Raw genomic sequence first — 13,740 nt, 5'->3', positions numbered from 1 at the left:
TAGCGTGATGTCAAAGAAGGGCAGCGGTCATCAGGTAACGGCAATCGGCGCAGGCCCGGCGAATCTGAGCCTGGCAGCGCTCGCGGCCCCGATTCCGGAAATTTCCGTACATATCCTAGAACGATCGGAGACGCTAAGTTGGCATCCGGGTTTGCTTCTAGATGGGGCTTTCATGCAAACCAGCCCCTTAAAGGACCTGGTAACACCGGCAGATCCGACAAGTGCATATAGTTTTCTCGCCTACCTGCACGAGAAAAAACGGCTTTATCAAGCCATGGTTCGAGGTATCGCTTCGGTTGGCCGGAGCGAATTTGAAGATTATTTGAAATGGGCGGGCGAAAAGCTTGCGAACGTTCAATTCGGCGAAGAGGTCATTGCAGTCGAACTACGCGGCGAGGCGTTCAGTATCGCTACCAATCGCCGCAATTATCAGACCCGTACGACAGTGGTCGGCGTAGGCCGGGTGCCCTTTGTTCCCGACTGGAGCAGAAATGCACCGGAGAATCAGCTGTTTCACGCGAGTACCTTCCTCCTGCGGCGCCGTGAGTTCTCCAGCAAGCGTGTTGTTGTGGTAGGTGGTGGCCAAAGCGGAGCAGAACTATTTCTTCATCTGCTAACCGGAGCATGCGGTGCGCTGGGAGCCTTGGCCTGGGTCACGCGCCGCGCAAGCATATTTGCTCTCGAAGATAGTCCCTTCGTCAATGAGTGGTTCTTTCCACAGTATGACGGATGGTTCCTTGAACAAAGCGAAGCCGTCAGAGAGCAAACCCTTGAACGGCAGGCTTTGGCGAGCGATGGCGTCAACCCATCGACACTGCGCGCGATCTACAACGCACTTTACGACCGCGAAGTTCGTCGAGGTTCGTATCCCGCTCAGGTGGAAATACGCGTCGACACCATGGCCGAAGAGCTCCGTGCCATATCTCCATTTCGCCTGGGGGTGCGCCAGCAGGCCACCGGCGTTCGCACAGAACATGTCGCCGACATTATCGTGCTGGCCACGGGCTATCGGACCGAAATCCCTTCCTTTCTGGAGCCGGTCGCAAACCGGCTTTCGATTGTGAGTGCGCCTGGCGGCTCTCGGGAGATCGTGGTCGGCAAGGAGTTCCGGGCCCGGTTTGATGGCCCCGAAAGCTGCCGCTTATACGTCCAGAATGGTGCACGATTTCAACATGGCATCGCCGACACAAATCTGAGTTTGGTTCCTTGGCGCGCCGCAACGGTGCTCAATTCGATCATTGGTCGGGTAGCTTACGATTGCGGGCCTGCAACAGGAGCTCTCAAGTGGCATGGTGCGGTGCCTGAGAGCGCCCGCTGAGGATCGGCAATGGGCTGCATGTCTGATCGAGTTGCATGATTGGAGATACCCCGTGAAGAATGCTCAGCTGATGACGTTAGGGGACGTAACGGTCTACAGCCCCGGCGTACTGGTACAGGACGTCGAAGGGATAAATGATCCGGAGATCACCGTTCCGGTTGAATTCATCGAATTCCGCCTCGATCCACTCGCGGTGTCGACGCCTCATTCTCATCCATCCACCGAGATCTGGCGGATCACGAGCGGGCGCGGTCAGGTCGTGACCGACGATGGTGAGTTGGCCGTGAAGGCCGGCGATCTGGTGTTTCTGCGACCAAATCAAACCCATCATTTGCGGAATAGTGGCAGCGAAGTGCTGAGCGCCTTGTCCATCTCCTGGAAACAAACTCAATGACTGACAAGATCTATGACCTCGCAGTCATCGGGGCTGGCATTATGGGCCTCAGTTCTGCCTTCATCGCAGCGAGCGATGGCCCGGAAAAAAGAATAGTCATCGCCGAACGAGATATCGTTGGATCTGGTACGAGCGGGTTTGCGCCTGGGATCCAGATCAACATCTGTCGTAACCAGAAGGAAAGAAGCCTCATCGACTGTGGTTCGAAATTCTGGCGCGGGATCTATCCCGACGGACAATGGCCCAAGGGGCGAGACTGTGATGTGTTTTGGTTGACGCGCAATCCCGGCGAACTGGCGAAACAGGGCAGCGCGGGCCAGCTGAGCCTATCAACATCCTTCGCTCTGGTCGAGAGGCTATTATCGCTGGAGCAGTTCGTGGTTCCCGACGATGTGTCCGTCGTGTTGGATCGTGGTTCGTACTGTCAAGTCGATTCCATCGTTCAGGATCTGACTCAAAGGCTCAAGATCAAGGGAGTGTCGATAAGAGAGAGTACATCGATTACAAAAATACGGAAGGGGCCACGCAATATTCTTCTCCAGACCTCTGATAACAGCGAACTCTCGGCGAAGCGGGTGATTCTCGCAATCGGGCCATGGTTACCGGAGTCGCCGTTGCGTCAGCACCTAACAGACGAACCGGGGTTGCGAGTCAAGAAGGTCGTCGCGCTCCATTTGGCCGTACGGCCCACGCCGAACTGTCCAATGATTGGGCTCTTCGATGACTACGCGTTCCTCATTCCCATGATCGAGCAAGGATACTGGCTGTTCAGCTTTACCTCGCAGGAATGGGATGTGAAGCCGGTTTCCGACGAGCTGCGGCTCAGTTCGGATGATCTCGCGCGTGCCAACGCAATTCTGGCCAAGTGGTGTTCCTCCAAGGTGCCGGCGGTGGAGTCAGCACGTGTGTTCTGCGACTGCTATTCGGCGGATGGTGTCCCGTTTTCCCGTCCTGCGAAAGATATCGCAGGTTTGCATGTGATTGGCGGTGGCTCGGGTAATGGGTTTCGCTTTGGACCAGCATGTGCGGAAGAGGCAGTACGATCCTTATATGCTGCGGATCGACACGCCATTACGGCGACATGAGGGTCGGCTTATGCCGGATGTGATTGGTCTCAATTCCAATCTCTCTGATAATCCGTCAGATGCCGGCTATGCCAACACATCGAGATCGACCATGGTTGTTGATCTCGGCGCGATAGAATCTAACTACCGGAAGTTTCGGATGCTGGCGCCCCAAAGCGCTTGCGGCGCAGTTCTCAAGGCAGACGCCTACGGCCTTGGCGCGCTGCGCATAGCGCCGTTTCTTGCGCGGCTTGGCTGCGGGCATTTCTTCGTGGCCGATGTGGAAGAAGGCGCGGCCTTACGCAAGGTGCTGCCACTATCTGCGAAGATCTACGTGCTTCACGGAGCTATGCCCGGTTTGGAGGCGGCTATTGAGCGCCATGATTTGCTGCCGATCCTGAACAGCAGGGAACAGCTGGATGCTTGGCTTCGGCATTGCCGCCTTCGCAACCGGCTGTTACCCGCAGGTGTCCATGTCGACACGGGTTTGTCTCGACTGGGGTTTCCCATCGACGAACTGCAAAGAGCCGCTGAGAGCGAAAGGGTGCTGTCGGATCTGCCTGTCGTTCTGTTCATGAGCCAACTCGCCTGCGCGGAGTGGCGCGACGAAATCAGTCGGCAACAATTGGATCAGTTCCGTAAACTTACCTATCTGTTTCCCAAAGCCATCCTTTCGCTGTCGAACTCCGCGGGACTATTTTCCGGATGTGAATTTCATTTCGACCTCATACGGTCGGGGGGAGGGATTCTCGGCCTTGCCATATCCGGTGATCCCGACTTCAGGCCATCGCAAGTCGTCCGCCTGCGAACGCGAATCATTCAATGTCGCAGCGTAAAGGTCGGAGAAGCGATCGGATACCACAGGTCATACCCGGTGAAGAGACGGATGCGTGTCGCGACCGCCTCTATTGGTTATGCAGATGGGTTCCCGCGTAGCCTCGGCAATCGAGGTCATGTCTTCATATATGGTGCTCGCGCGCCAATCGTTGGCTTCGTTTCGATGGATCTCATGAGCATCGATGTGACGGATCTGCCCGAGAGTTCGACTGCGCCGGGTACAATGGTCGACCTGATCTGCCCCGAGCAGACCGTCGCAGATGTGGCGTTGGCCGCGAACATGCTGAGCGATGAATTGACCACGGCGATCGGACTCCGATGTCGCAGACTTTATGTTTCGGCCAAGCGGGATGAGATGAGGCGCCAGTGAACTCCTCTGCGTTCGGATCTCGTCAAGTGAATCGAGCGATCTATCTGGACGGCGAAGGTATGCGTCTCATGCGTCCGGGCTACTTCACCGCTCGGGTGCGTCAGTTCCATGAATGTGAGAGAGCCTTCTGTCATGAGCTCCTGCGTTCGACCACATACCGGCTAATTATTGAGGTCGGTTGCAGTTGCTACCGCCTTATCGGTGTCAAGAACGATGACTGTGATTACCTTGGTATCGACATCAATCCACCTCGTGCACGCAGATTGAAGGAGGACAAGGGGGCTGTTGTCCGCTGCGAGGCCAACAAATTCTTTAAAAGAAGGCGTCTGGTCGGTGAGATCATGCGGCGATATGACGGAAGAGTGCTGTGCATTCTGCCGTTCAATTTTCTTGGCACCATGGATCATCCAATGGAATTTCTCACGGTAATGTGCCAGACGCCCTTTGATCTCGCGTTGTCGCTCTTTTCAACCAGCGAGACAGCGACCGCGGCGCGACTAGAATATTATGATCGTTGCGGGATAAACGTTCAGGCCGTGGAGCGGACAGATGACTGCGTCCGATTAGATTGCTCGAACGGCTTCCAGGCGTTTGCTTTCGATCCATGTGTTCTGACGAGCCGAATATCAGCATTTGGATTCCGCTTGAATGAGGCAATGTACTTTGACATCTGTAACTTCCTTCATTTCAGTAACCAGCGGGTGTGAAGGTTATTCGCGTTCGTCTTACGCGACATGCAGAAGGGGCAGCAGAGGAGCGACGCTTGCTTCGTCGTAGGCATCAACAGAAAAGAAGAAATGCAAGTCGATTTTGAGCATCGATTCAGTGAAGTAGGGATTGTTGCGCGGGCACGAGCCTAGTCTAGGAAGCGTATGCCGTTCAACGTCGCCTCAAATGCGGACGCTGAGACGGTCCAGAGCGAAAATGCTGCAGGAGCCACCCGATCGTTTTCAACGGAAAGTCCCCCGCCGGGCGATCGTGGATCCTTCGTCCGGCGGGGCGGTGATGGAGCATCTTAAGGCTGACGCGATGCGCCATCATGAACCGGCAGCTTTGCGCGGTCAGCGGCTTGTTGTAACTGACAAGGTCAGGTCATGGTCGAGGTGAGACTCGGCGCATCCGCAATGCCTGCGTGTCAGATCGCCTTCGCTACACCTCGTCGCTGGACGTTAGACATATTGTACCAATTTAAGGTAATCGTCTCTGAGAACAGGGGAACGGATGGAGCAGGCCGGGTCTGAAGAAAAAGTGGCCCGCGTCTGGCTGGCACGAGTGCGGCGTTCGACACTTAGGCGTGTCGGCGCGCTAGAACGCACAGCAGCTAGTTCGGTGCTGACCAGATCAGTCGCCGCTGTAGCACAGTCCGAGGCAGTGAAAGTGCCATCAGTCATGACAGCTTGCGCTAATCCCAATGTGGTGAACCAACCTGCATAGATTAGCACGGCACCGTCTGTCTCATCGAGGCCGCGGAGCTCCTCAATGGCGTCCGCATGGACTGACGCCGCACCCAGAGAGACAAAGAGATCGGCTATTTCGTCGCGCGTGGCTCTGTAAAGAAGACAGCGGCCAAGATGGGATAAAAGCGTCTCCGTCGGACCTTCGAAGAAGCGGAGAATACGGGCGTCACGATAGATTTTAGCTAAGGGCGTCCCCTCGTCGTACCCTCGGCCACCCAACAGTTGGACGCATTGATCGGCGACAAGGCCGCACCATTCGGACGACAGTACCTTCGTTGCCGACGCAAGGTGGACATTGGGAGAGCCCTGCCCAGAGACGTCTACAAGATGCCGTAAGCATCGCCTTCACGACTTCGCGGCGAAGCACCATCTGCCCAAACAGCTGCTCTATATGGCTGTTCTCAATCATGCGCAGCTTACCTAGGCGACGATGATTTGCATATGAAGCCGCGACCTGGATCGCGCGCTCAAGGGCGCCAAGGCCCATCGCAGCCACACCTATTCGGCCGCGGTTCATACTGGATGCCGCTGCACCCCAACCGTCTTGGTCGCGAAAAAGCACGTAAGCACGTGGCACCTCGACATCCTGGAACTCGAGAGTATTCTGTATAATTCCACGGGTGCGATGCTCGTGCGTGACTTTAAGGCCGGGAGCCTGCCTATCAACCAGTACACCAACGAGGCGACCTTTGGCATCATGACTGTAAGCTCGCGCAAAACAAAACGATCCACCGGGCCCAGTCAGCGAGGCCAATCCAAAGTTTACGGCCGCAGATGCGAACCTTCTCTTCATGCAGGAAAGCCGAAGCTTCTATGTGCCTCGGGGAAGAACCTGCTCCAGGCTCCGTCAAAGCGAAAGCGCAAAGATCGCCGCGTGTTGCACCCCGTATGACCTGCTCTTGGTTGGGGAGATGCGGTGCCGCTTCGATACAGGGCAAGGCTAGGAAGTTATGGATGACGAGGGTAGATGCAGCGGAGACATCGAAAGACGCGGTGGCAGAATGAGCTCGATGGCTTTTTGCAAGGAAAGAGCCAATCCGCCGCGATCTGCCAGTATTGGTGAGCCCGAACAGTCCATGCCTTGCCAGCATGCTATGTAGGTTCGGAGGGAATGCTCGACGGTCATCCGCGTCTGGCGGTTCCGAGGACCCCTTTACTCCGCATTAGAATCTGGCGCCTGGCGTTGTTCGCTTCCCCAATGAGCGAACGACGTGCAGCAGGCTCGTGGCACCGGTCTCTCAGTAGAGTTCTGCTAAGCGGAAGAATCTTGATCAGACTGACGGTCTGCCCCACGGCGCCCCGGACCGTCCCGCCGACTGGCACCGGTGATTCCCACATCGAGCTTTACGAAGTCAGGCCCGATCGATGTCTGAGCGATTTCGAACCGAGACGCTGCGCCGACCTCGCGACAGAGGGGGCCCCAACTTTCAGAAGCGAGTCAACCGCCGCTTTGGTGGAAAGAATATTGGCGCGCATCCAGTTCAGGCGGGGGTGCGAGGTCTGCTACGATCGCTTCTCGTTGGAAAATGTGGCCGAGATTCACATATGCTAAATGCCCTGCTTGGCCCGCTCTTTATCTTCAAGCCGCCCGTCGCTTATCCCTGAGTCAGGCAAGATGCGGCCCCAGCACCGGCCCTTGGCCCCCAGAGGTGCTAGGGCCGTTTTCCAGCGGACGTCAAAAGGTTGATTGGCAAGCAGCTTGTAGACCCCGAGGCCTTCCTCTCGCTCACTACGTTGCAGGTTATTGCCACAGCATGCTGAGCAATTTGAAGACCGGCGTAAAAATTGAACTTGAGGAAGACGCCGAGGCGTCTTTCGATGTCCGCGTGCGGGATTCTCCCGGCGACTTGATTAGTTCACGCTCGCCGCCGCGTTGCCGTGGAGGCGGTGGCTCGAGCGTGACCCTCTCGAGGAGCAAAGCGGCTCATGAGGCTTTCTCGCGACTGTGTCGTCAAAGTCACCAAACCGCTTAAGCATCGGCCTATGTTCGTCGAGAGCGAGGATCCATGTACGATATATACGTGAACGAACGGAACGACCTTCTCGTCGTTCCTCGGGGCGATTCCATTCCGCTCCATTTTAACAGGAACTGGCGGAAGAAACGTGTCGTACGGTCGGTGAGCGAGCAAATCCGCGAAGACATCCGGACGCACGGCTACCATCGGCGAAATGTTACAGCCAGGCCGCGTATTCGGGGAGCATGCGCGTCCTCTCAGCCGCGCGCTGAAAACGCTCGCTGACAAGGTGGCTTGATCTACAAAAGGAGAGTTCATCCGCATCTTGGTGCAGGCGGTCATAGGCTTCATTTGCGAACCTCGGCCTCAGCGGGGATTCCCCGCTGGGGTCTCTTCATTTGTGAGACTGACGCATCGGATTGGCGGTCTTGCGGCTGCGCTCAGTGCTGGGTTGACTCTGTGGGCTTTGGCCGTTGCTTGTAAAGCCCGGACAACTCGCCGCGCCGCTTGATCTTTGATCAAGCGAACGGCTAGCAGCAGTGGAGTATCTTTGCAGTCTCTTGAGCAAGTTGTTCCTTCGTCAGAGTCCCGCGATCTGCCTGATCGAACACTCAACAGCATCAGTTGCACGTCTTGCTGTTGCGTCGCTCCAGGAGCGATACGTCGATACCAGGAAGATGTGCCGCGAAATTGAAGGATCGGTCCTCTTGAGCGCACTTCACGGCCCGATGGCGACGAGATGTCAGACCGGAGCAGGAACGGTATCTGGCGCTTCGGACGGCGCGTCAGAATTTGTAAATGTAGGCGGAATGTGAAAGCCGGAGCTTGGCACCGGATCTGCGTCTGCTCAGATGAGGTCTCGAATGAACAGTGGCAGCTTCGTCAGGCGGAATGGCGCGCAGGCCAGGCTTCCGTCACAAGTTGGGCTCCTTTCTTTGCCCTGCCGAGGTGCAGAGCGTCTGACCAGACGGCTTGGTCGGGCCAACCGCTCCTGACATGGATGACCGATGGGGCTTTCGACGCCACCTGCCGACCCGGCTGAAATGGTATCTAGATGGTTCGCCCGAAGCTGAAAACCCTGGCATTCCTGCCAGGGCTCCGCATGTGTCGACCCTCTGATGGACGGCGTCAGAAATCCATACCGCCCATGCCGGCGCCGGGAGGGATTGCGGGACCCGCCGCGACCTTCTTCGGCAGTTCGGCGACCATCGCTTCGGTGGTGATCAGCAGAGCTGCCACGGAGGACGCGTTCTGGACCGCGATGCGCACGACTTTGGTCGGGTCGATGATGCCCTTGGAGACGAGATTGCTGTACTCGCCTGTCTGGGCATCGAATCCGAAAGAATATTGCTCGTTCTCGAGGACTTTGCCGACCACGATCGAGCCGTCTTCGCCAGCGTTGATCGCGATCTGGCGGGCCGGCCAGGACAGCGCCTTGCGCACGATCTCGACGCCGGTCTTCTGGTCGTCGTTCTTGGTGCGCAGGCCCTTGAGCTGCTCCGAGGCACGGAGCAGGGCGACGCCGCCGCCCGGCAGGATACCTTCCTCAACAGCCGCACGGGTCGCGTGCATCGCGTCATCAACGCGATCCTTGCGCTCCTTCACCTCGACCTCGGTCGCGCCGCCGACGCGGATCACCGCGACGCCGCCTGCGAGCTTGGCGAGACGCTCCTGCAGCTTCTCACGGTCGTAGTCCGAGGTGGTCTCCTCGATCTGCGCCTTGATCTGGCCAACGCGGGCGTCGATGTCGGCCTTCTTGCCGGCGCCGTTGACGATCGTGGTGTTCTCCTTGTCGATCATCACCTTCTTGGCGCGGCCGAGCATCTGCAGCGTGACGTTCTCGAGCTTGATGCCGAGGTCTTCCGAGATGGCCTGGCCGCCGGTCAGGACCGCGATGTCCTGCAGCATGGCCTTGCGGCGGTCGCCGAAGCCCGGAGCCTTGACGGCCGCGACCTTCAGGCCGCCACGCAGGCGGTTGACGACGAGGGTGGCCAGCGCTTCGCCTTCGACGTCTTCAGCGACGATGACCAGCGGCTTGCCGGTCTGCACCACGGCCTCGAGCAGCGGCAGCAGCTCGTTCAGCGAGGAGAGCTTCTTCTCGTTGATCAGGATGTAGGCGTCGTCCATCTCAACGCGCATCTTGTCGGCGTTGGTGACGAAGTAGGGCGAGATGTAGCCGCGATCGAACTGCATGCCCTCGACGACATCGAGCTCGGTCTCGAGCGACTTGCTTCCTCGACCGTGATCACGCCCTCGTTGCCGACCTTCTTCATGGCGTCGGCGAGGAACTTGCCGATCTCGGCATCGCCATTGCCCGAAATGGTGCCGACCTGGGCGATTTCCTCGTTCGAGGTGACCTTCTTCGAGTTCTTCTGGAGGTCGGCCACGACGGCTTCGACCGCGAGGTCGATACCGCGCTTCAGATCCATCGGGTTCATGCCGGCGGCGACCGACTTGGCGCCTTCGCGCACGATTGCGGCCGCAAGCACGGTCGCGTGGTGGTGCCGTCGCCGGCCGCGTCGGCAGCCTTGGAGGCGACTTCGCGCACCATCTGGGCGCCCATGTTCTCGAACTTTTCCTCGAGCTCGACCTCCTTGGCGACGGCGACGCCGTCCTTGGTGATGCGGGGAGCGCCGAACGACTTGTCAAGCACCACGTTGCGGCCCTTCGGACCGAGTGTGACCTGCACCGCGTTAGCGAGGATGTCGACACCACGCAGCATGCGGTCGCGCGCGTCTACTCCGAATTTGACTTCTTTGGCTGACATAAACAATTCCTTCGGTTTATTCTCTCATCCTTCGGTGCGCCGAGCAGACGCCCGTCGGGGTGAGGTGTGCGAGTAGCCGGGTCAGGCGGCCTTCTTCTTGGAAAACACGTCGGTGAGAACGCCCATGATGTCGCTTTCCTTCATGATCAACAGCTCCTGACTGTCGAGCTTGACCTCGGTGCCCGACCACTTGCCGAACAGGACGCGATCGCCGACCTGGACGTCGATCGGAATTAGCTTGCCGGTCTCGTCGCGGCCGCCCGGGCCGACGGCGATGACTTCGCCTTGCGAGGGCTTCTCCTTGGCTGTGTCGGGAATGATAATACCGCCAGCGGTCTTCTCTTCAGCGTCGATGCGCCTGACCACGACGCGGTCGTGAAGCGGACGGAAATTCATGCGGACCTCCTGAGCATTTGAACGAGTTGGCGTTTCGCCACATTGCAACAGTATCGGTGATAGCAAGAGCCAGGCCAACGATGAGGAGCGCCCCTTGCCTGCAGTTCGGCTGAATCGCGCGCCTGGACTGCGCGTGTCCTAGGTCGGAAGCAGACGTCATCATGTCTAAAGACAGCCAAGCTGTTGCGAAAATGACATTGCATTTCGTCAACACAACCACATTCCCTCTATACCCTTATCTTGCAGTCTCTGGATGCGCGCCGCGGGTCCCGCGAAGTGAAGGGTAGCGGAACGCAGCGTGACTCGCGGTCGACGGCCCGAATTGGCGTAGCCTTCCGGAACCGAACCGATTCGTCGGGAGCGACCAATGGACTTCGGGGCCCGACCAACTGGGAGGCCGCGTGCCCCGTCGGAGTGGCCGTGATCGATGCCCCCTAGGTGTTTAGTCCCGGCATTTGCTGGAGTGGGTTGAGTTTGAATCGTTCTGGCTGGGAAGTCGAGCATTTGCAGATGTATTCGTAGGGTGTGAGGCCCTTCAGGGTCTTCAGCCGCCGAGCGTAATTGTAGGCGGTGATGAAGTCGGCAAGGTGAGCTTCGAGCTGATCTTGTCGGTCGTAATGGCAGCGATGGACAGTCGCTTCCTTGATCGTGCGGTTCATGCGCTCGACCTGGCCATTGGTCCAGGGATGCTTGATCTTGGTCAGTCGATGCTCGATCCCGTTTTCTTGGCATCGCATGTCGAACATATGCGTCACGTATCTTGCCGTCGGGCCGTCTGCATAGCGCGGCGGGAAGGTGAACTGGATCCCATTATCGGTGAGCACCGTGTGGATCTTGTAGGGGACGGCCGCGATCAGAGCTGCGAGGAAGGCCGAGGCTGAGGTCCTTCCCGTCTTCCTGGCCAGTTGCACGAAGGCGAACTTGCTGGTGCGATCGATTGCGACGTAGAGGTAGAGCTTGCCTTCAGCGGTCTGGAGCTCAGCGATGTCGATGTGGAAATAGCCGATCGGATAAACCTTGAACTTCTTCTTCGAGGGCTTGCCGCCTTGGACCTCCGGCAATCGGCTGATGCCGTGGCGCTGGAGGCAGCGATGCAGGGAGGACCGCGTCAGATGCGGGATGGTCGGCTGCAGCGCATAGAGGCAATCGTCGAGCGGCAGCAGCGTGTGTCGCCGGAAAGCGACGATGATCGCCTCCTCCTCGATGGAAAGGACTGTCGACTTGGCTTCCTTGGGGCCGGTGGAACGATCGGCGACGGTCTCGCGCTGCTTCCACTTCGCGACAGTCTTCTGGTTGATCCCGTAGCGCTTGGCGAGTGATCTCAGGCTCTCTTGACTATTTTGTATTGCTCGACGGACTGCCTCCGTCGTGGTGGCGCAGCCGTGTAGAACTTGTCCCATAGCGCATCCTTCGAATCGTGCGATAAGAATGCACCATCAAAGCTTGGGACTAAACACCTAGGAGTTCGCGCCGCGCCAATGCTGTTTTCTCCGAGCGCCAGTACATGGCTCGGCGAACGTTGCAGTGAGTTCTGCGACCATCATTCAGCGGCGGTCAGCGTGGCCTGAGCGCGCTCTCAGGATTGCCCGGCGTGATCGCGCTCCTTCAGGCCAAACAGCCTAAAAGTCGTCAGCCGAAGATCGTGAGTGCGCGGATCTGGAACGCCGACTATCAGATGGCAGGGCGACATTGGCTGGGCTGCAACTGCGATCGATGGGGATTGGTCGTCGTTGCGCAGGAGCGGTCACTCTGTCCTCGACCACTCCATCGAGATCCGCCGACGGGTAATGCGCCGGCACGACGATGTTTTGAGGAAGACGATCTTTAGTCTGGAAGCGAGGGACCGCACGCTCGTGCACGATTTTCCGATTTACGTTCTTCCGGATAGCTCTGTCGCCCCAGGGCAATTGCTGCGGCTTTCGCCGCGACAGACCCCCCTTTGGTATCGCCGTCCAGATGGCCATGGATAAATGGGGAACGCACATATGAATTATATACGTTGATATGCATTGTGCGGCGGCGTCTGGCATGTGATTGCGGCTTCGAGCACAAATCTCAACTATTGGGGCAAGACCGGTGTCTTCTGTGGAAATACATCAGCACATTGTTTCGCTTCTTGAGAAGTCGGATCCGGTCATCCTCGATATCGGATGCAACGACGGAACTGACACGCAACACTTTCTCAACCTGTGCCCGCAAGCGCAGCTCTACTGCTTCGAGCCTGACCCCAGAGCGATCGCGCGCTTCAGGAAGAAGCTGGGCCCATCTCTCGACAAGGTGAAGTTGCTTGAAATCGCGATCAGCGATCGGAACGGGGTGATCGAATTCCATCCAAGCAATGCAGATGGCGATGCGAAGGATGGGACCTTTCCGGCTCGATACGCCGCCCGAAAAATCATTTGACTGAGTATGATTGGGTTCGTTTCGATCGTCCTGTCCCGGTTCAAACGCGGCGGCTTGACGATTGGTGCAACGAAGCCGGGCTGAACAGGGTCGATTTCATCTGGATGGATGTCCAGGGAGCCGAAGCCGACGTCATCGCCGGCGGCATGCAGACCGTCAGCAACACGCGCTTCATCTACACGGAATACAGCGACCGCGAGCTTTACGAAGGGCAGCTGTCTTTGCGGGCCATTCTTGACCTGTTACCGTCGTTCGAAGTGGCGGCGCATTATCCGCGCGACGTGGAAGGCGACGTATTGCTTAAAAATACGCGCTTCTAACGGCTACTTGAATACGGCGCTCATTCGTAGCTGCAAGACTGATTTGCGCAGTTTATGCCGCCCAAAGCTGCACAATCAATGATCAATAGGGCGAACAAACGCAGCGGTCGGACAGGCTTGCAAGCGTCCTTTTGTTCTCGGCTGTTATTGCAGATCCCGCCGATGGCGGCCAGGTCGAGGCTTTGGTGAGAGTGTGACAATCACCGGCTTAGCGAGCCGAACCACCGGCGAGTTTGCGGTCAGTCGCCCGAGCCGTTTCAGATGCTTGAACCAGGACTACCAGCCGGCGCTCCAAGCGTTTAAGCGTCTGAACGGCTGCTGTATGTTCTGGGCCTCTTGGAAGCTCGTGCACTCGTTCGAACAAATGCCAAAGCAATTGCATGAGTTCGCGTAGCTCCTTGAGTTGGTCGGACTTCGTCACGCGCTTGGCGCCGCTATTGTTATTTCATGCCGTGAGTT

11 protein-coding genes and 2 pseudogenes are annotated in these 13,740 nt (G+C 57.8%); 7 read left to right on the top strand and 6 right to left on the bottom strand.

Features of this window, described 5'->3' with window-relative positions; translation table 11 throughout:
* The first annotated feature begins 7 nt into the window (after window positions 1–7).
* From ALC15_RS06635 to ALC15_RS06615, 5 genes are read left to right on the top strand one after another with little or no spacing between them, the layout of a single operon-like run.
* On the top strand, window positions 8–1,318 hold the full coding sequence (locus ALC15_RS06635; RefSeq protein ID WP_050626615.1) for a lysine N(6)-hydroxylase/L-ornithine N(5)-oxygenase family protein: 1,311 nt from the start codon (window positions 8–10) through the stop codon (window positions 1,316–1,318).
* A gap of 52 nt (window positions 1,319–1,370) precedes the next feature.
* The gene (locus ALC15_RS41545) at window positions 1,371–1,712 is read left to right on the top strand and encodes a cupin domain-containing protein (RefSeq protein ID WP_083992298.1); all 342 of its coding nucleotides are present in this window, start codon (window positions 1,371–1,373) and stop codon (window positions 1,710–1,712) included.
* Window positions 1,709–2,797 (top strand): NAD(P)/FAD-dependent oxidoreductase, encoded by a 1,089-nt coding sequence (locus ALC15_RS06625; protein WP_050404894.1) that lies wholly within the window; start codon window positions 1,709–1,711, stop codon window positions 2,795–2,797. Before ALC15_RS41545 ends, ALC15_RS06625 begins: the two co-directional genes overlap by 4 nt.
* 10 nt (window positions 2,798–2,807) lie before the next feature.
* Window positions 2,808–3,983, top strand: a complete 1,176-nt coding sequence (gene alr, locus ALC15_RS06620) for an alanine racemase (RefSeq protein ID WP_050626569.1) — start codon at window positions 2,808–2,810, stop codon at window positions 3,981–3,983.
* 26 nt (window positions 3,984–4,009) lie between these two features.
* Complete coding sequence (locus ALC15_RS06615) at window positions 4,010–4,690, top strand: hypothetical protein (protein ID WP_244485956.1); 681 nt, start codon at window positions 4,010–4,012, stop codon at window positions 4,688–4,690.
* Window positions 4,691–5,152: 462 nt separating this feature from the next.
* Here ALC15_RS06615 and ALC15_RS47835 read toward each other — a convergent pair.
* The 6 genes and pseudogenes from ALC15_RS47835 to ALC15_RS06600 all read right to left on the bottom strand — a co-directional run.
* Window positions 5,153–5,737, bottom strand: a pseudogene (locus ALC15_RS47835) (acyl-CoA dehydrogenase family protein); the annotation flags it as partial.
* Complete coding sequence (locus tag ALC15_RS47830; protein WP_128089449.1) at window positions 5,619–6,233, bottom strand: acyl-CoA dehydrogenase family protein; 615 nt, start codon at window positions 6,231–6,233, stop codon at window positions 5,619–5,621. The gene ALC15_RS47830 and the pseudogene ALC15_RS47835, both read right to left, overlap by 119 nt.
* Window positions 6,136–6,531: an acyl-CoA dehydrogenase family protein gene (locus ALC15_RS47825; RefSeq protein WP_128089448.1), complete on the bottom strand. Its 396-nt coding sequence runs from the start codon at window positions 6,529–6,531 to the stop codon at window positions 6,136–6,138. Before ALC15_RS47825 ends, ALC15_RS47830 begins: the two co-directional genes overlap by 98 nt.
* A gap of 1,992 nt (window positions 6,532–8,523) precedes the next feature.
* Window positions 8,524–10,162: pseudogene (groL, locus tag ALC15_RS06610) on the bottom strand (chaperonin GroEL).
* A gap of 81 nt (window positions 10,163–10,243) precedes the next feature.
* Window positions 10,244–10,558, bottom strand: coding sequence for a co-chaperone GroES (locus ALC15_RS06605; RefSeq protein ID WP_050404891.1), 315 nt, complete (start codon window positions 10,556–10,558; stop codon window positions 10,244–10,246).
* 434 nt (window positions 10,559–10,992) lie between these two features.
* The gene (locus ALC15_RS06600) at window positions 10,993–11,958 is read right to left on the bottom strand and encodes an IS481 family transposase (protein ID WP_050626568.1); all 966 of its coding nucleotides are present in this window, start codon (window positions 11,956–11,958) and stop codon (window positions 10,993–10,995) included.
* 676 nt (window positions 11,959–12,634) lie between these two features.
* Between ALC15_RS06600 and ALC15_RS47120 the strand changes: the two genes are divergently transcribed.
* Both ALC15_RS47120 and ALC15_RS47115 read left to right on the top strand, forming a co-directional pair.
* A complete protein-coding gene (locus tag ALC15_RS47120; protein WP_283806245.1) occupies window positions 12,635–12,961 on the top strand; it encodes an FkbM family methyltransferase in 327 nt (108 codons plus the stop codon).
* Window positions 12,958–13,281 (top strand): FkbM family methyltransferase, encoded by a 324-nt coding sequence (locus tag ALC15_RS47115; RefSeq protein WP_283806244.1) that lies wholly within the window; start codon window positions 12,958–12,960, stop codon window positions 13,279–13,281. Before ALC15_RS47120 ends, ALC15_RS47115 begins: the two co-directional genes overlap by 4 nt.
* The last annotated feature ends 459 nt before the right edge of the window (window positions 13,282–13,740 follow it).

The sequence above is a fragment of the Bradyrhizobium viridifuturi genome, assembly GCF_001238275.1.
Lineage (GTDB): Bacteria > Pseudomonadota > Alphaproteobacteria > Rhizobiales > Xanthobacteraceae > Bradyrhizobium > Bradyrhizobium viridifuturi.
The sequence above is the reverse complement of the archived record's forward strand: the minus strand, read 5'-3'. Positions and strand labels throughout refer to the sequence as shown.